The organism is Methylobacterium sp. Leaf91, assembly GCF_001422815.1.
GTDB lineage: Bacteria > Pseudomonadota > Alphaproteobacteria > Rhizobiales > Beijerinckiaceae > Methylobacterium.
Map to the genome: position 1 here is coordinate 44,187 of NZ_LMMP01000004.1, position 17,722 is coordinate 61,908.

A 17,722-nucleotide genomic window follows, 5' to 3' on the forward strand; every position below is an offset into this window, starting at 1 on the left:
AGGCGGGCCTCAGCCCTTCGGTGAGGGCGGGGGCTCGCTGGCCTTGGCCTCGACCTGCGCGCCATCGGCGTTGGCCGGTTGGGGCACGGACACTTCCGGGTAGCGCTTACGATACTCTTTGAGGAAAGCCTGCAGCGTATCCGCTTTGGTGGCTTTCTGCGCGATATCCCGGAAGGCTTGGCTCCGCACGGCATTCGGCTGGGTGAGCAGGGCGAAGGTGCGCGCGTCCATGCTGTCGGCCATGGGGCCGGCGAATTTCGCCCGCAGGCGCTCGAGCCCGAGCACCTCGTTCGACAAGCCGTAGGCAATGGCGGCGCGGATGATGTCGGAGCGCATGGCATCGTCGAGAGGTTTGCGCATGCGCCATGCCTCGCCGACCATGGCCTCATGCGCCTCGCCGGCCTCGCGCCAGCGGCGACCAACCCAGAGAATGTCGGCACGCAGCCGGTCCGCGTCGGGGCCTGACTCCGCTTCGATGGTCTCCAAAGCCAGATCCGTGCGTGACAGGTCGGACAGGGCGCGGGCGCGGATGAGGGCGCGGGCGCGGCGCAGATCCTCGGGAAGTTCGGGCTGGTATGTGGCGTCGATGACCTGAAGCGCCTGAAGGGGCTTCTCGTCCATCATCCTGATGGTCGCCAGCCGCGCAGCGACACTGGCGCGGGCCGGCCCGGACAGCCGGTGATCGACCTGATGTTGGAGAAGTTCACCGGCTGAATCGAGGAGATCGAGTTCGACCAGCTTGTCCGCGAGGCGGCGCACGATCTCGTCGCCACGGCGGCCGATCGGGGCGAAATCCTTGAAGTCGAAATACAGCGCCAGCGCCTCCACGCCGGACATCTTCGCGCCCTTCTCGGTCAGGAATAGGTCATCGAACAATTCCTGAGCGCTGTCGTGGAGTTCGCGGCTGATCGGTGATCCCGGCGCCAGCGCATCCGCCTTGCGTGACGCGGCAAAGGCCTGCCGCCAGCGCCCGGCTTCCATGTTGAGCTTGGCGAGCGCTGCGATCGTCCTCTGCTCGATCTCGTCGCCATGCCAGGTGAGGAGGAGGGTTTCCAGCCGCTCGATCGCCTCAGCCACCGGCATCTTGTCGAGGGCATGGGCCAGGATCGCGGCGCGAAGGGTCGCCACCGCCGCGATGGGCCGGTCCGCCGTATCCGAGAGCCGCGTGTAGGTGTCGAGGGCAGCACTGGTCTGACCCGTCACCTCGTCGATGCGTGCGCGCAGGAAGGCGAGCCTGTCGGTGACGGAGCGATCCGCCGCGCGCGCCAGCGCCGTCGTGATCTGCCGACCCGCAGCGGCCCAATCGCCGTTCTCGATGGCAGCCTCCGCTGCCGCCGCGCGAAGCAGTCCCTGCAAGTCGTCGGGATAGCGCTCGATGATGCCGGCCGTATCGCGAAAGGCTGTATCGGCGGCCGGCCAACGACCCGCCATCGCATCGAGGTAGCCTTTCCAAAGCCGTGCTTCCGGGTCCGCCCGGAGGAACTCGTTCTCCAGCGCCTTTCGCGCATCGGCGTAGCGCGCCATCTGGATGTTTGCCACGGCGGTGAGGATGGCGAGTTCGCGTTGTCCGGCCAGAACCGGATCTTCGCTGGCCGCCACCTGAAGGACACCGAGGGCTTCCACGTCGAGCCCGTTGGCGAGCATACCCCTCGCGAGGATCAGTCGCAGCGGTCCACGCGCCGGCCGTGGGGCATCCACCACGTCGTTCAGTTGCTGGCGCAGGTTCTCGCCGATATTGCCGCTCCTCGCCGCATCCCAGGGCGTGCGCTCTATGGCGAGATCGCTCACGGCAGTGAGGGCCGGCTCGGCAGGACGCGCGACGCCGGAAACCGACATGCCGCCCTCGCGGCCGATCACGACGCCGTCCATATCCGGCCGCACCAGCAGGTCATCGGCTTTCGCAAGGACGGCGACGCCCTGACGACTGGGCAGCAGCTCGAAATCCACGAACGCCTGGCGTTTGGGGATCCCGGCGGGCTTGGGCCCATAACCGGTCACGACACCGATCCGCTCGCCGTTCCGCTCGATCCATGTCGCTCCGCCCGGATGCGGCAGGCGTATACCGATGCCGATCCGGCCACTGACTTCCGGGTTGCGGATCGCCGAAAGCGGTTCGCTGGCCGACAGATTCTCACCGGCGACCAGTTCCCACCCGGTCGGTGCGTCGGCATCGCCAATCGGCACGAGATCGAGAAGGCGCTCGCGGGGAACCCTGAAACTGAGAACGATGAAGGCACCCTGCCGCCGGGGCTGGCTGACGGTCTCGAAGACCGAATCGCCAGCGGGCACGACGACGGTTTCGGCGGTCTCGAAGACGAGGGTAGCGATGCCCGCGCGTTCGAACAAAGCCGCCGCCGGCTGTCGGCTGAACGGGAAGGCGAGGCCTGGGCCGGCTGGCCGCAGGATGATGGTTTTCTGCGGGGCCGTCACCTGCGGGGCAACCGCCTGCTTCTGCATCGTTGCGGTGAGCGGCGAGGCGGGTTTCGACGCAGGTTCGGCCTTCGCATCCGCGGCCTTGCCGTCGGTGGAGGACTTACTGTCAGGGGAGGGTTTGCCATCGACGGGCGCGGCCCTGGCGTCCGATGGCACAGCTTTGCGGAGGATATCCAGCGTGACGCCGTCATCGTCCCGTCCGGTCCGGATCTCGTATTCTGCGGCGGGACTCACCATGAGACGGGCGCCGTCCGCGTCGTTCTCGACCGTCAGAGTCTCGATGGCAGGCTTCGTCCGTCCGCGGGGAGCGCCGTCGTCGATGCGCCAGGCACCGGGAATCGTCAGCCGCGTTCCCGATCCGGTCTCGTCGAAGCGAGCGACCGTATCTGGCGGGAGCCGTAAGCTGAGGCGCGTCAGCGTTGGGAGACGCGAGAGTTCGAGGGCGAGTCGCCTCGGTTGCACGATGGGCGTGGCCGCCTTCATGGCGGCTTCTGCCAATTGTGCCCGACGGACGAGGTCGGCCACGATCTCCGGTGGCAGGGGAGGGGGAAGCCCGGACCAATCCTCAGGTAGTAGATCGATGAAGACGTGCTCGCCCGCCGCCTGGACGTTGAGGCGATACGGCTTCTGCAAGGCGATACGCATGCCGGTCCCGTCAGGGTCCCGCCGCACCATCGAGACGAATTCGGGAATATCGCTGACGATCTTTTCCGGCGCGGGAGTGGTGGGCTCGCCGAAATTCACCAGGAGGACGAGGCCGGACATCCTGGCCTTCACCGGAACCGCCGAATTGAAGGTCATGGCGATTCGGGCGTAGCGCCCGACCTGATTAGCCTTCACCGTCAGGAGCCGCGCGGCTTCCGCCTCGCTGGCCCAGACGAACGTCCCCGCCACGATCGAGGTCGCCATGAAGCCGGCCATGAGGTGGCGTCGACGTCTCGCGATTCCGGCCCCCATTCCCATTGCAGTTTACGCCACACCCGGTTGCGCGGAGAGCCGAAGACAAGCCGCCGCGAAACGATACACCGTCGGCGACTCTCCCCCTTCGAGGCTAACGCCCGCCTAACGGGCGCCTGGCGCGCTGTCTCAAAACTGCGCGTCGCTCGAGCGATACTGGCGCGTTCATTCTTCCGAAGCGCGATATCGTCGGATCCGCGCTATCTCGCCCTCCGAACAAACAAAAAGCCCCACTCGGCTTTCGCCAAGCAGGGCAGTGTTCAGAAGGACATTCCTTGGGAGGAATGACCCTTCATATCATGTGAGATCCCACATTTACCACATCGACCCCAAACATCTCCCCGGCTTTCGAGGCTGGGCTACCCTGACGCTCGAGCATATGTCGGCGTTGCCCAGGGCGGACGGGACAGATCCGGTCGATGATGGACGTTACAGACCGCCGTTTCCGCCGCTGCCACCGCCAGCGCTTCCGCCCCCGGACCGGCGTGAAGGCTGGCTGGAATTGCCGCCCGCCGCCGAGCTGTCGCGACCGCTGCGGCCACCAGTATTGTTCGACATGCTGGGGGTGCCAAGGCCGCGCTTCGAGTAGCGCGAGCGCGCATCGGCGGACGTCGTCATCTGGGCGAGCGCGAGAGAAGAAACGGCGAGCGCACAGAATGTGATGGCTAAGGTCTTCATAGGTGCTCCTGCGAATGCCCGGAGGTAACGCGGGAGCGACCGGAAATATCCATACTGGACAATGGAGATCGCGATAGTAAAAGCCCCGCCCGGCATAGGCCAGACGGGGCGAAGTCGTCATATCCCCCTCGGGGCCGAGGGTATGGGTTAGACGCTTCACGGCACCGGAATCATCCCGGAAAGACGGCGACTGCGCAGATGTCGCACCTCCCCGGCGCGTTACCGCCCTAGATGACGCAGGCTATCGATGGGTTCGGTAACCGATGTGGTATTTGTACGGCCTCGTACTGCTCGCCGGCGTCGCGAACGCTGTGCAGGCGGGACAGAACGGTGCATTGGCGAAAAGCTTCGGCGGCTCGCTGAGTGCGGGCCTCGTCGTGGCAGCGGGAACGGCCACTTGCGTGCTTCTCGTAGGGCTTGCATCGGGCAAGCTCACGCTGCCGACCACGGCTCAGGTCCTCGAGGCCCCCTGGTGGGCATGGTTCGGCGGAGTGCTGGGCGGCGGCATCGTTGTCGCGCAGCTTATGGTGGCGCGTCAGATCGGGGCGGCTCCCTTCCTCGGCATGCTCGTGACGGCGGGCGTCGTCGCTTCGATCATGCTCGATCATTTCGGATGGGTCGGCTTCGAACGCCATCCGGCGACCCTGTGGCGCATCGTCGGCGGCCTACTGATGATCGGAGGCGTAGCCCTGGTGGCAAGCTCCTAGCCCATCGGGCCGAACCCTTACAGCGCCGCCCGTCTCCCGCCGGGCCGGTCACTCTCACATTTCGTCCTCAGGAACACCGATGCACCGCTACTTTCCCGTTCTGATCGCCGTCTTCGCCCTACTTGCGGCAGGAATTCTATATGCGTTCGTCCGAAACGGAGACACGGCACATACCGCGCCCGTCCAGCAGACGGCGCCTCGCTAATGCGTCGCCTCATGCCCATGGTGCTGCTGGGTCTGGCTGCGATCCTTGCGGTGATCTGGGTCGGCGTTTGGAATTTCGAATCGCTTCGCACGGAAAGGGCCGAGAATGGCGGAGCCCCCGCCGTTCCCGCCTGCGATCCGGACAACAAGGTCGGCAAGGCAATCCTGCCGAACTGCCCGGATGCGTCGATCAGGGCGACGTCCAAACCCTGACACGTATGCCGACGGCCGAATTTTGACCCATCCGGGACCGACGACGGTCCCGGATCGACGGTCTGTACAAGCGGATCGGGCTGATACCCGATCCGGTCACTGCTTCACGACGAGGCCCGGAAGGGTTTTGCCGTTCGCGCCGAAATTCTCCAGCGCCTTGGCGCAGTTGGCCGGAACGTCCTGCGAATAGACGTCGGCATAGGCCTTCACGCGCAGAATGAGTTCGCCGCCCGCCAAGGCATCGGGCTCGAGACCGAGGCTCCGCACCACCGTCTTGAAGGTCTCGTAATTCGGTTTCGCTTCGGGGCAGGACGCCGAGACGAACTGCAACAGCCCAGCGAGCTTGGCGGCGGTGTTCTTCTGGCGCTCTTCCTTGGTGTCCGGGGGCGCTGGCGCATCCGGGGCGGGCTGTGCGGCGAGCGGGAGCGTCAGGCTTCCGAACAGGAGCGAGGCGAGCAAGATCTGCTTCATGGGTGGCGTTTTCCTACCTGTCTGTCGCATCGCCTGACTGTTTGCCGTCAGTGCGAGAGCGCGCTGGCCCGGGCGAGGGCGGCACCGAAGCCGTTGAGCGGCACGGTGATCGTCGTGGGTTCGGTGGCGTCCTGCTTCGGTGCGAGAATGAGCAGGTTCTTCGCGGTCTTCATCGTGTCGGTGGCGAGGGTGGGCAGGCTCACCGGGACGAGGCACCCTTCGGAACTGCAGGTGTAATAGGGGGCGCCCTTGCCTAGGACCGCCTCGTCGATCTTGAAACTCAACCCCGCCTCGATCTGGAACCCGAACGGCATCAGGATCAGTCCATCGGTGCGGTCGTTCGCCGGCGGCTTGAGCTCGATGGCGAATTCGCGGCGATTGTCGCGCTTCGATCCCTGGGCCTGGACCACCGAGCAGATCGTCGCCTGATTCTCGCGGGAACAATTGATGCTCCAATCGCCGTAGCTCTCGCTCAGCGCGCTGGCTCCTTCCGGCCACGTCGCCTTGGCGGGGGCGATGGGCGCAGGCGCGGCTGGGGCGGCAGCGGCCGGTTTCGGTGCGGGCTTGGGTTTCGGCTTGGGTTTGGGCTTCGGCGACGATTCGGCGGCCGGTGCGTCCTGCTCCGGCGCGGCCTCCTGGGCGTAAGCGGCGTTCCAGGCATCCCCGATCGCGGCAAGCGAGATCACGCCGACCAGGGGTAAAACATGTCTCCAACGCATCAAGCGGGCATCCGGCGTTCGAACGAAGTCACGCCTGCCGCCTAGCCCTCCCTGCCTCCGAGCGCAATGCACCGGTTGGCATCGCGATTTGTCGCCCACCGGCAATCCGACCCGTTCGCCTTGCCTGATCTACCCGCCGGGTTCAACGCCGCTTGTCCTGGCCGGTGCCCTGGTCGATGGCCGGCAATTCGTTGGGGCCAAGGCCCATGACGACGGGCTGCTGCGTCGGTGTCTGGCCACGCGCGCGGTTGGCCAGGGCCACGGTCAGCTTCTCGGCGGGCTCCGATTGCATCAGGGCCAGGACGTCGGCCATCTTACGCGGGTTCATCGCCAGGACGATGGGCACCAGCACGTCGAGGGCAAGACGGTCGAAGACGCGGGCGGCATCCTTCGGCTTCATCGTCTCGTACATCGTGACGATGTTCTTCAGGGCCGCCCTCTCGGCCTCGGCCTGTTGGGCGCCGGCCCCGTCTGGCCTCTCTTCGTTGCGTTTGAGATCCTTCACGCTCTCTTCGAGCTTGCGTTCGGCGGTGCCGAGCATCTGCTCACGCAGGCTCAGGGTCTCGTCACGCTGCTTGAGCGCGTCGCGCCGGGCAGACAATTTTTCGAGGATGGCGCGCTCGCTGGCCGGCATCGGCTCCGCGGGCGGCGGTGGCCGTGGAGCAGGCGGCTCCGGCTCGGCCGCCGGCTTCTCCGGCTCTTTCGGTGTGACCGAACCCGTGGTCTGCGGGTCGGCGAGTTCGTAATTGGTCCGCGCCTTGGCGAGGACCCTGGCGAAGTCTGGAAGCTGCCCACCGGCCGAGGCCGCGCTCGGCCCCATATCGTCAACGACGATGGCGCCGAGCTTGAGCACGAGCAGTCCGACGGCCGCCATCGTCACCGCATCGATGAGGCGCAGCTTGTAGGGCCGAACCTGGCCGGGACCTTTACGGCCCGGCCGCAGCTTTCCGAGGTGGTTCTGCCCCGCGCGGACGAGGAAGCCGGATTTCTTCATGCGGCGCGGCTCCGCAGGCGTCCAAGGGCGCGCTCGGACATGGCGAGCGCGGCGGCGGCGGCGGCTCCGAGACGCTCACCGTTAGGGCTCGATGCTGCGACCGGCGCCTGCTCGGGCTGGGTCCGGCTGGCGCGGAGTTCCGTCGGGCGGATGTCGGAGGGGCGGATTTCGACGGGCGGCACCGCGGCTAACTGCGACGGCTGGGAATGCGCGACGATGGCCGAGATGCGGGCGATCACGGTCTGGCCGGCCTGGACATGGGCGGAGAGATCGGCGGCATAGCGCTCCGCCGTGCCGAGACGGTCGGCCAGGGTGCGGTCGCATTCGTCGAGGGTGGCGCGCAGGCCGATGATCGCCCGCTCGGCGGTGGAACTCGCCACCACGAGATCGCCGATCGTCTGGCGCAGGGCCGCTTCATCGGCCTTCATCCGGGTGATGCGCCGGCTCAAGCTCACCGACGAAACGATGCTGGCGACGAGCAGCACGGCAACGAGGATGTCGGCTGCGAGGGTGACGAGGAGGCTCATGGCGCGGTCACCCGTCGTTGCGGTTGTTGATGGAAGCCTCGAAGGCCTGGAACGTGGTGCGCGAGCGCCGCAGCGGCCGCGTGAGCTGTACCGAGATGTTGTCGTCGACCCGGCCGATGCGCCCCTGCGTCAGGGCCCAGTCGCCACAGCGCACGGAGATCAGGTCCGTGGGCTTGGTATCGAACATGAGCGTGTCGCCGACCTTGAGCGACAGCACCTTCTTCAGCGGCAGCATCATCTCGTGGAGGACCGCATCCATCGTCGCGTCGGCCTGCCAGATCTCGGTGGCGAGGTGGCTCTCCCAGACATGATCGCGGCCGAGCTTCTCGCCCATGAAGCTCTGCATGAGCAGTTCACGGATGGGCTCGATCGTGGCGTAGGGGAACAGGATCTGGAGCTGGCCGCCGCGGCCGTCCATGTCGAGCTTCAGGGTGATCAGGATGGCGGCATTGGCCGGCCGGGTGATCGTGGCGAAACGCGGGTTGGTCTCGATCCGGTCGATGCCGAAGCGCACCGGCGAGAGGGGCTGGAACGAGAGTTCGAGATCGCTGAGGATGATCTCCACGAGGCGCCGCACCAGCTGCATCTCGATGGTCGTGAACGGACGCCCGTCGAGCCGGGTCGCCGAGCCGCCGCGCTTGCCGCCCAGCAGCAGGTCGAGGGTCGAGTAGGCGAGGTTCGATTCCACCGTGACGAGGCCGGAATTCTCCCAGGCATCGGCCCGGAAGACCCCGAGCAGTGTCGGCAGCGGAATGGCGTTGAGATAATCGCCGAAGCGGACAGAGGTGATGTTGTCGAGGGTCACCTCGACGTTGTCCTGGAAGAAGTTGCGCAGGCTGGTCGACAACAACCGGATCATCCGGTCGAAGACGATTTCCAGCATCGGCAGGCGTTCGTACTGGACGACGCCCGAATCCACGATGGCGCGGACACCACCGGCGCCCGAGGCCGACAATTCGCGCAAGGAGAAGCCGAGGACGCCGTCGATCTCGTCCTGGTTCAGGATGCGGTCGTTGCCGGCGAGTTCGGGGAGATTGTCGGTCTCCCCGTCCTCGATCATCGTCGCCCATTCGGCGGCGACGTCGCTGGCATGCGTGCTCGTGCCCTGCTCGGCGAGAGCGGCGCCCCACTCGTCGGCGAGCGAGGTTTCGCCGCCTTCGGCGTTCTGCGCGATCAGGGCGGCTGCCCAATCGTCCTCTTCGAGCTCGTCTTCGGGACCTGCCATGACCGTCTCGATACCGGTTGAGGGGAATTACTGGACGATCACGTCCTTGAAGAGCACGGCCTCGGCCCGTGCCGGATGGATCGCGACATTGACGCGCCGCAGCAGTTCCTCGCGGAGCCGGTAGAGGCCGGCCGAGCCGGCGAGATCGCTGGCGCGCAGCTCACGCATGTAGACTTGGAACGTGTCCTCGATGCGCGGCATCAGCGGCTTGACCTCATTCTCTACCTTGGCGTCCTTCAGTTCGAGGGACACTTTGACCTTGGCGACGCGCGGCTTTTCCTGGCCGGGGTCGTTGGCGAGGTTGATCGTCATCTCGCGCACGTCGAGGAAGACGAGGGGCTTCTTCACCTCGACGGCGGCGTGATCGTCGCCGCCCTTCTTCTTCATCATAAAATATCCACCACCACCGCCGGCCAGCAGCAGCACGGCCGCACCGATGATGATGATCTTCTTCTTTCCACCCTTCGGGGCTTCGCCTTCGGCGTCTTCCCCGTCGGCGGAAGGGGTCTTCGTCGGCTTCTTCGCCATGGCGCGCCCCCTTCGGATCTCGTCTCAGGGTGCGTTCGGCGATGTGTGCCCGCGACCCCTTGCAGGGATATATCTGTGGCTACGGTTAACACCTCGTTAAGGAGGCAAATTCTGCCGGGCGGTTCTTGCCGTGGGGAGAGGAAGATCAGCGAACGGGAGCAAGCCAGACTCGCACCAAGCATCTAAAACTGTTCATCAAATCCATTTTTCGGCGGATGGCATGGGCTGTGCGGACATGATTAACGTCGCCGCAGCCCAAGGCCTTTCGATCCATGCAGAACGCGCTGTTTGTCGGAGTCTCCAGTCAGGTCGCCCTGCAGCGTGAACTCGACGTGATCGCCAACAACATGGCGAACGTCTCCACCACGGGCTTCAAGGGCCGCAGCTCACGGTTCCAGGAATACCTGATGCCGGTGGCGAGCGCCGACTCGTTCCAGCGGCAGGATCGGCGCGTCTCCTACGTCATCGATCAGGGCACGGCCCTCGACCTCGCCCAGGGGCCGATCGAGCAGACCGGCAATCCTCTGCATGTGGCCGTGCGCGGCGAGGCGTTCCTCGTGGTCCGCACTCCGACCGGCGACCGCTACACCCGCAACGGTGCGTTCGAGACCGACCCTCAGGGCAACCTCGTCACCAGCGACGGCTATGCCGTCCAGGGCGAGGGTGGGCCGATCCAGATCAACCCCCAGGAAACCGGCATCGCCATCGGTCCGGACGGAACGGTCTCCACCAATCTCGGCATCCGTGGTCGCGTGCGGATGGTGACCTTCCCCAACCCGCAGGCCCTCACCAACGAAGGCGCCAACCTCTACTCGTCCCAGGCGGCCCCGGTGGCCGCCGGCGTGAACGGCCGCCTCGAATCGGGTGCCCTCGAACGCTCCAACGTCAAGCCCGTCATCGAGATGACCCGGCTGATGGACGTGAACCGCACCTACACCATGGTCTCGGGCGTGATTTCGCGCCTGGACGAATTGCGGGGCACGGCGATCCGCCGCCTTGCCGACGTCGCGTAAGGAACCCAGGCGATGCGCGCCCTCTACGCTGCCGCCACAGGCATGGCGGCCCAGGAACTCAACGTCCAGGTCATCTCGAACAACATCGCGAACCTGCGGACCACCGGCTACAAGCGCCAGACCGCCCATTTCCAGGATCTGCTCTACCAGAACCTGCGCCGGGCCGGTTCGTCGACCTCGGACCAGAATACCCAGCTTCCCGCCGGCCTCGCCATCGGCTCGGGCGTTAAGACGACCTCCACCGCCCGGACGATGTCGCAGGGTCCGCTGGCATCCACGGAGAAGGAATACGACGTCGCCATCCGCGGCGAGGGTCTGTTCCGGGTCACGATGCCCGATGGCCGCATCGCCTTCACCCGCGACGGCTCGTTCGACCTCTCCGCACAGGGACAGCTGGTGACCCGCGACGGCTACCTCGTCGATCCGGGCATCACCGTCCCCAACAATGCGACCAGCGTGACGATCAGCGCGCAGGGTTCGATCCAGGCCACGGTGCCGGGTCAGACCGCGCCGCAGAATCTCGGCCAGTTCCAGCTCTCCCGCTTCGTCAACAAGGTCGGTCTCGAATCCATCGGCGACAACCTGTTCGTCGAAACCGCCGCATCCGGCCCCCCCATCAACGGCCTGCCGGGCGCCGAGGGCTTCGGCAACCTGCAGCAGAGCTACCTCGAAGAGGCGAACGTGAACGCCGTCAACGAGATCTCGTCCCTGATCGCCGCGCAGCGCGCCTACGAGATGAACTCGAAGGTCGTCACGGCGGCCGACCAGATGCTCTCGACAACGTCGCAGATGTTCCGCGCCTGACGGTGCGGGCGCCTCACTCCCCTGACGTCCCGGCCTCGTCCTTCCATTTTACCCCGCCTCCGAAAGCGTCATGCCATGTACGCCCTGAGACAGATCCCCGCCGCCGAGTCACGGCGCGCCGCCACGCTCACCCCCGGCATCGTGGTGCGCGCCCTCTTCGCCCTGGCGGCCCTCTGCTTCATGACCGTGCAGGTTCTCGCGGAGAACAACGGCCAGCGGCTCCGCCTCCGCGGCGACGTCACGGCACGCGGCGACATCCTGACCCTCGGTGATCTCGTGGAAGGTGCGCCGGCGGATCTCGCTCAGCGCGCGCTGTTCCGCGCGCCGGCGCTCGGGGCGTCGGGTACGATCCAGGCTCGCCGCATCGCCGACGCGATCGCGCCCCTCGGGCTCGGCGAGATCGAGACGGGCGGGCGGGCTCAGGTCTCGGTCCAGCGCGCCGCTCGGCGCGTGGGCCCGACCGAGATCGAGGCCGCGATCAAGCGCGTGCTGGAGACGTCCTACGGGCTCGATCCACGCAACCTCGCGATCCGCATTGATGGGGAGAACACCGTTCTCCTCGCCCCCCTCGATCTCGACGGACAGGCGACGGCCCTCGACGTCACCTACGATCCGCGCCTGAAGCGGGTCGCTGCCCTCATCACCCTGGGCGAGCGTCAGGCATCCCTGCGCGTCGCCGGACTCGTGCAGGAAATCCGCGAGGTCCAGATTCTCACTCGCACGCTCAATCGCGGCGACACGGTCAGCGCCACCGATGTCACCATCGAGCGCCGCCCCCGGGAGGCGACGCCCCCCGACGCCCAGGCCGGGTCGGTCGTCTCCATCGGCCAGGTCGCACAGCGCAGCCTGAGTGCCGGCTCCATTCTCCGATCCGGCGACGTCGCACCGGCGGATATGGTCCAGCGTGGCGAAGCCGTGACCATCGTGTTCGATGCCCCCGGCCTCAACCTCTCCCTGCGCGGCCAGGCCAACGAGAACGGCCGCCTCGGTGCCGCGATCACCGTCACCAATCCCGTCTCCAAGAAATCCCTCGCCGCCACCGTGATCGGCCCAGGCCGCGTCTCGGTCAGCTCGCCCGCCAGCCTCGGCCGCCAGGCCAGCGCGGCGTTCGACGCCGCCCGCTGATCCCATCCGATCGCCTCTAGGAAAAAAGCTGGCTCCCATGACCAACCGCACCACCCGCCTCACCTTCAAGCCGCTTTCGCTTGCCGCTGCCGTGCTGGTCTCGTCGGCCCTTGGCGCTTGCAATACGGTCGATCGGCTGTCGCAGGTCGGCGCCACGCCTACGCTCTCGGCCATCGAGGACCCGACTTCGCAGCCGGGCTACCGCCCGGTGCGCCTGCCGATGCCGGACGTCCAGCCGGTCTCCTACGCACCGAACTCCCTGTGGCGGACAGGATCGCGCGCCTTCTTCAAGGATCAGCGCGCCGCCCGGATCGGCGATCTCGTGACGATCAAGGTGAACGTCACCGACCGCGCCAACCTGAACAACGAGACGAAGCGCTCCCGCTCCAATGCGGAAGGAATGGGCCTTCCCAACGCTTTCGGCCTGGAGAGCAGCGCCGCCGTCGCCGCGGCCGGGATCAGCCCGGACAAGCTGATCGCCGGGACATCGACCTCATCGAGCGATGGTTCGGGGTCGGTCCAGCGCAACGAGACGGTGACGACCAACATCGCGGCGATCGTCAACCAAGTCCTGCCCAACGGCAACCTCGTCGTGGAGGGCAAGCAGGAAATCCGCATCAATTTCGAGGTGCGCGAACTCATCGTCGCCGGCGTGGTCCGGCCGGAGGACATCGAATCCGACAATACGATCGATTCCTCGAAGATCGCCCAGGCCCGCATCGCCTATGGCGGTCGCGGTCAGATCACCGATGTGCAGCAGCCCCGTTACGGCCAGCAGCTCGTCGACATCCTGCTTCCGTTCTAAGCCGAAAGAGGCCGGTCAATGGTCGGTGCCGGGCCGGTTCGGGCGCGGCGCGGTGCCGTGATTGTCCACGAAGGCGGAGCGTTCGGGATCTTTCTTGAGCGCGGCGACACGGCGGCGCTGCCACATCGCCACCCCGATCACGAGAGCGAAGGTGGCGAGCGCAAGCACCAGGATCAGAACTTCATTGTCCATTTCGGGATCCTTGATCGACGCGAAGTCGTATCAGTAATTACGAGATGAGCGCGAAGGTTCCGGCGCAGAAAATCAATGCCCTGCCAAGCTTACGCCGGATATCGGGCCCCGACCATCGGATCGAAAGCTCGGGCTCCGGTGTGCGCAATGCTTGATCACCGATGCCATCCCCGATAGAGCCGGTTGATGACGTGAGGTTGGTGCTACTCGTCCCGATAGACGCGCTCGCGCCGCTCGTGGCGCTCCTGCGCTTCCAGGGACAGGGTGGCGATGGGCCGGGCATCGAGCCGCTTCAACGAGATCGGCTCACCGGTTTCCTCGCAAAATCCGTAGCTTCCGTCCTCGAGACGGGCGAGCGCCGCGTCGATCTTGCCGGTGAGCTTGCGCTGCCGATCCCGCGCCCGCAACTCGATGGCCCTATCGGTTTCGGACGACGCGCGATCGGCGAGATCGGGATGGTTCTCGTTCTCGGTCTGAAGTGCGACGAGTGTATCCTGCGCCTCGCGCAGGATATCGGCCTTCCAACCCACCAGCTTGCGGCGGAAATACTCACGCTGCCGATCGTTCATGAACGGCTCGTTCTCAGACGGAACATATCCGTCTTCGATCTTGACTGTCGCCATCCTCGCCCCTTCGCAAGTCCGTCACAGCCGGTACGCGGCGATGTTTCGCGTGCCTATACTTGAGGGCGCCCCACACTACAACGCACCCGACGTCCCGAACCTCATCTGATTTCATGATGCGTATACCATGCGACAAACACGCAACGGGTGCATCCTGCCGGCGGGGGGCCGTCGGTGGCGGTTCCACCCGGTCGCCGAGGATTATCGGGGTCGGGTGACGGCGCGTCAGATTAGCCCATAGCGGTGGCAATCGAGACCGTACGCAGTCGGACAGGTTGCGCGAATGGCTGTCGCCGGAGCGGTACGGCCGGTATGCGGCTGGGCCGTCGTGACCTATACCTGTCTCGTTCGCGCTGGTCCGGTGACCGACGGCTCGATCTCGCCTTACGCGTGCAACCGAGGCCCTGAGAGTGCCGGAAAGCCGATCTTTGCCGAAGCCGATCAAAGAACATTCGGAGATCTTCGTAGGCGGCAGCGAGATGGCGGCCCTGATGCGGGCCAAGGACTGGTCACAGACTCCTCTCGGCTCGCCGGAAGGCTGGCCGGAGGCGCTGAAGGTCGCCTTGCGGATCCTGCTGACCTCGAGATTCGAGATGTGGCTCGGCTGGGGGCCGGACATCGCCTTCTTCTACAACGATGCCTACCGCCCGACCCTCGGCCTCAAGCACCCGGATTCCCTGGCCAAACCCACCCGGATCCTCTGGGCCGAGATCTGGGACGACATCGAGGCACGGATCCGCAGCGTCTACGATCACGGCGAAGCGACCTGGGACCGTGGGTTGCTGCTTCTTCTGGAGCGCAACGGCTATCCCGAGGAGACCTATCACACCTTCTCCTACAGCCCCGTCATCGACGATGACGGATCGGTGGGCGGCCTGTTCTGCGCGGTCAGCGAAGAGACCGACCGGGTCATCAGCGAGCGCCGGCTCGGTATTCTGCGCCTTCTGGGAGAGAGCCTCGCGCGTGCGGAATCCCGCCCCGACGTTCTCAGTGCGGTCGAGGCCAGTTTAGGCGAGGCGCGCCGCGATCTCCCCTTCAGCGCCATCCATCTCTTCGAGGGGAGCAACCTCGCCCATCTCGCCTCCACCACCGGAATATCCCGGGACCATCCCGCATTACCGGGTGTGATCGATCCTGCGGGCCCCCTCGCCGAATGGTTCGGCGGCACCCAAGGCGAGAGGATCATCGATCTCGATCAGGCGCAGAACTGGCCCACGGGCGATTGGTCGAGGCCGCCGGCGAGGGCAGTGACGCTGCCCCTCGTCGGACAGGGTGGAAGCGCACCGTTGGGCATCGTCACGGTCGGCCTCAATCCGCACCGGCCGTTCGACGCGGATTATCTCAGCTTCCTCAAGCTTCTCGCCGGCCAGATCTCGTCGAGCCTCGCCAGCGTTTCCGCCTACGAGGCCGAGCGGCGGCGCAACGCCGTCCTGGCCGAAGCCGTCCGCATGCGGCAGGAGGCGGCCGAAGCCCTGAGGCAGGCCAACGACGCCCTTCTTTCCGAGGTGCGGCAGCGGACGGCCGAGCGCGACCGCATGCGGTCTCTGTTCAAGGACGCGCCCGGCTTCATGTGCGTCCTGAGCGGCCCGACGCACGTTTTCGAGTATACGAACGAGGCCTATCTTCAGCTCATCGGCCATCGCGACATCATCGGGATCGCCGTCCGTGAGGCATTGCCCGAGGTCGAGGGCCAGGGCTTCTTCGAGCTCCTCGACGAGGTCTATGCGACGGGCAGGCCCTTCATCGGGCGTAACATGACCGTGACGGTTCAGTTCGGACGGGAGGGCGGCCTAGAACAGCGCGTCGTCAACTTGGTCTACCAGCCGATCACGGAAGCCGACGGAACGGTCAGCGGCATCTTCGCCGAGGGTCACGACGTCACCGACCGGGCCCAGGCCGAGGATGCCCTCAGACGCCTCAACGAGACGCTGGAACAGCAGGTCCAGGCCCGCACGAAGGAGGTGCAGGAGCGGACCGAGGAGCGCGACCGGGCTTGGCGCCTGTCACAGGACCTGTTGATGGTCACCGAAGCCGACAGCCGGATCGCGGCGGTAAACACGGCGTGGACGACGCTTCTCGGCTGGACTTCCGACGCCCTTACCGGACGGTCCTTCGCGGAACTCGCCCATCCCGAAGACCGCGACGCCGTCTGCTCGACCTTCTCGGCCATCGTCACCGAACCACTCACCGCTCCTTTCGACCTCCGCCTGCGCCATGCCGACGGCAGCTATCGCTGGTTCGCCTGGACGGGCGCGTTCGAGGACGGGCGGATCTATGCCAGCGGGCGCAACACCACGGCGGAGCGCGAACAGGCCGCCGCCCTGGAACTCGCCGAGGATGCCCTGCGCCAAGCCCAGAAGATGGAGGCCGTGGGCCAGCTCACCGGGGGCATCGCCCACGATTTCAACAACCTCCTGACCGGGATCGTCGGCTCCCTCGACCTGATGCAGACCCGCCTGTCGCAGGGGCGGATGGAGAATATCGAGCGCTACGCCAAGGCGGCGATGTCCTCGGCCAACCGGGCAGCCGCGCTGACCCACAGGCTTCTCGCCTTCGCAAGGCGCCAGCCGCTCGACCCGAAACTGGTGGATGCCAACGCGCTCATCGCGTCGCTCGAAGATCTCCTGCGCCGGACGATGGGCGAGACGATCGCTCTCGACATCGCCATGGGGAAGGGGCTCTGGCCGACCTTGTGCGATCCGCACCAGCTCGAGAACGCCATCCTCAATCTGGCGATTAACGCCCGCGATGCGATGCCGGATGGCGGCCGGCTCCGCATCGAGACCAGCAACACCGAACTCGACCGAGCCTATGCCCGCCTGCATCCGGGGATGGAGCCGGGCCCATATGTCTGCATCGTCGTGTCGGATACCGGCACCGGCATGCCGGCCGATGTCATCGCCCGTGCTTTTGACCCGTTCTTCACGACGAAGCCCCTGGGGCAGGGGACCGGCCTCGGCCTGTCGATGATCTACGGCTTCGCCCGACAATCCGACGGGCATGCCAAGATCGATTCCCAAGTGGGGAGCGGCACGGCGGTGAAGCTCTACCTGCCCCGCTCCATCGAAGCGGTCGTGGAGGTGGACGCGGTCGGCGCCGTCGCGGAACTTGCTCGCCTCGGCGCCGGGGAAACGGTTCTCGTCGTCGAAGACGAGACTGTGGTCCGGGACCTCATCGTCGATGTGCTGGAAGACCTCGGCTACCGTGCGATCTCCGCCGCCGACGGTTTGTCCGGCCTCAAGATTCTCACGACCCAGGAGCGCGTCGACCTGCTCGTGACCGATGTCGGCCTGCCCGGCCTCAACGGTCGCCAACTCGCCGATCAGGCGCGTGAAACCCGGCCCGGCCTCAAGGTGCTGTTCATCACGGGGTATGCCGAGAACGCCATCTTCGGCAACGGCCAGCTCGATCCGGGCATGCAGATGATCACCAAGCCGTTCCCCGTGGAGATCCTGGCTGGGCGTATTCGCGAGATGATGGAAAGCTGATCGGAGGGCGCGTCGT

At 66.2% G+C, this 17,722-nt stretch carries 17 protein-coding genes; 7 read left to right on the top strand and 10 right to left on the bottom strand.

Annotated elements, in window-relative coordinates:
* Nucleotides 1-9 precede the first annotated feature (9 nt).
* Together ASF32_RS05620 and ASF32_RS05625 are read right to left on the bottom strand one after the other, a co-directional pair.
* Nucleotides 10-3,354, bottom strand: coding sequence for a hypothetical protein (locus ASF32_RS05620; protein ID WP_244483596.1), 3,345 nt, complete (start codon nucleotides 3,352-3,354; stop codon nucleotides 10-12).
* A 465-nt stretch (nucleotides 3,355-3,819) separates the two neighbouring features.
* On the bottom strand, nucleotides 3,820-4,068 hold the full coding sequence (locus ASF32_RS05625; protein ID WP_056424689.1) for a hypothetical protein: 249 nt from the start codon (nucleotides 4,066-4,068) through the stop codon (nucleotides 3,820-3,822).
* A 263-nt stretch (nucleotides 4,069-4,331) separates the two neighbouring features.
* On the opposite strand from ASF32_RS05625, the gene ASF32_RS05630 reads away from it, so the two are divergent.
* Together ASF32_RS05630 and ASF32_RS05635 are read left to right on the top strand one after the other, a co-directional pair.
* Nucleotides 4,332-4,775 carry a DMT family transporter gene (locus tag ASF32_RS05630; RefSeq protein WP_056424691.1) on the top strand — a complete coding sequence of 148 codons (444 nt, stop codon included), beginning with the start codon at nucleotides 4,332-4,334 and terminating at the stop codon, nucleotides 4,773-4,775.
* 204 nt (nucleotides 4,776-4,979) lie between these two features.
* The gene (locus tag ASF32_RS05635; RefSeq protein WP_056424696.1) at nucleotides 4,980-5,192 is read left to right on the top strand and encodes a hypothetical protein; all 213 of its coding nucleotides are present in this window, start codon (nucleotides 4,980-4,982) and stop codon (nucleotides 5,190-5,192) included.
* A gap of 96 nt (nucleotides 5,193-5,288) precedes the next feature.
* Here the strand turns inward: ASF32_RS05635 and ASF32_RS05640 are convergent, their stop codons facing one another.
* The 6 genes from ASF32_RS05640 to fliL all read right to left on the bottom strand — a co-directional run bounded on the left by ASF32_RS05640 (nucleotide 5,289) and on the right by fliL (nucleotide 9,656).
* Nucleotides 5,289-5,663 (bottom strand): hypothetical protein, encoded by a 375-nt coding sequence (locus ASF32_RS05640; RefSeq protein ID WP_056424699.1) that lies wholly within the window; start codon nucleotides 5,661-5,663, stop codon nucleotides 5,289-5,291.
* A 47-nt stretch (nucleotides 5,664-5,710) separates the two neighbouring features.
* A complete protein-coding gene (locus ASF32_RS05645) occupies nucleotides 5,711-6,382 on the bottom strand; it encodes an invasion associated locus B family protein (protein WP_056424703.1) in 672 nt (223 codons plus the stop codon).
* A gap of 142 nt (nucleotides 6,383-6,524) precedes the next feature.
* On the bottom strand, nucleotides 6,525-7,376 hold the full coding sequence (locus ASF32_RS05650) for a hypothetical protein (protein WP_244483597.1): 852 nt from the start codon (nucleotides 7,374-7,376) through the stop codon (nucleotides 6,525-6,527).
* The gene (locus ASF32_RS05655) at nucleotides 7,373-7,903 is read right to left on the bottom strand and encodes a DUF6468 domain-containing protein (RefSeq protein ID WP_056424706.1); all 531 of its coding nucleotides are present in this window, start codon (nucleotides 7,901-7,903) and stop codon (nucleotides 7,373-7,375) included. Before ASF32_RS05655 ends, ASF32_RS05650 begins: the two co-directional genes overlap by 4 nt.
* A gap of 7 nt (nucleotides 7,904-7,910) precedes the next feature.
* On the bottom strand, nucleotides 7,911-9,128 hold the full coding sequence (gene fliM, locus ASF32_RS05660) for a flagellar motor switch protein FliM (protein WP_056424709.1): 1,218 nt from the start codon (nucleotides 9,126-9,128) through the stop codon (nucleotides 7,911-7,913).
* Between the two features lie 27 nt (nucleotides 9,129-9,155).
* A complete protein-coding gene (gene fliL / locus ASF32_RS05665; protein ID WP_056424713.1) occupies nucleotides 9,156-9,656 on the bottom strand; it encodes a flagellar basal body-associated protein FliL in 501 nt (166 codons plus the stop codon).
* 272 nt (nucleotides 9,657-9,928) lie between these two features.
* On the opposite strand from fliL, the gene flgF reads away from it, so the two are divergent.
* The 4 genes from flgF (at nucleotide 9,929) to flgH (ending at nucleotide 13,403) form a co-directional block, all read left to right on the top strand.
* Nucleotides 9,929-10,669 carry a flagellar basal-body rod protein FlgF gene (gene flgF, locus ASF32_RS05670; RefSeq protein ID WP_056424716.1) on the top strand — a complete coding sequence of 247 codons (741 nt, stop codon included), beginning with the start codon at nucleotides 9,929-9,931 and terminating at the stop codon, nucleotides 10,667-10,669.
* Nucleotides 10,670-10,681: 12 nt separating this feature from the next.
* Entirely contained in the window at nucleotides 10,682-11,473 is a 792-nt protein-coding gene (gene flgG, locus ASF32_RS05675) for a flagellar basal-body rod protein FlgG (RefSeq protein WP_056424719.1), read from the top strand.
* A 75-nt stretch (nucleotides 11,474-11,548) separates the two neighbouring features.
* A complete protein-coding gene (flgA, locus tag ASF32_RS05680) occupies nucleotides 11,549-12,598 on the top strand; it encodes a flagellar basal body P-ring formation chaperone FlgA (protein WP_056424722.1) in 1,050 nt (349 codons plus the stop codon).
* 37 nt (nucleotides 12,599-12,635) lie between these two features.
* Nucleotides 12,636-13,403 carry a flagellar basal body L-ring protein FlgH gene (gene flgH / locus ASF32_RS05685; RefSeq protein ID WP_056424727.1) on the top strand — a complete coding sequence of 256 codons (768 nt, stop codon included), beginning with the start codon at nucleotides 12,636-12,638 and terminating at the stop codon, nucleotides 13,401-13,403.
* 15 nt (nucleotides 13,404-13,418) lie between these two features.
* On the opposite strand, the gene ASF32_RS25875 is transcribed toward flgH, so the two are convergent.
* Together ASF32_RS25875 and dksA are read right to left on the bottom strand one after the other, a co-directional pair.
* Nucleotides 13,419-13,595, bottom strand: a complete 177-nt coding sequence (locus ASF32_RS25875) for a hypothetical protein (protein WP_200919058.1) — start codon at nucleotides 13,593-13,595, stop codon at nucleotides 13,419-13,421.
* Nucleotides 13,596-13,798: 203 nt separating this feature from the next.
* Complete coding sequence (dksA, locus tag ASF32_RS05690; protein ID WP_056424729.1) at nucleotides 13,799-14,218, bottom strand: RNA polymerase-binding protein DksA; 420 nt, start codon at nucleotides 14,216-14,218, stop codon at nucleotides 13,799-13,801.
* A 479-nt stretch (nucleotides 14,219-14,697) separates the two neighbouring features.
* Between dksA and ASF32_RS05695 the strand changes: the two genes are divergently transcribed.
* Complete coding sequence (locus tag ASF32_RS05695) at nucleotides 14,698-17,706, top strand: PAS domain-containing protein (protein WP_056424979.1); 3,009 nt, start codon at nucleotides 14,698-14,700, stop codon at nucleotides 17,704-17,706.
* Nucleotides 17,707-17,722: the final 16 nt, after the last annotated feature.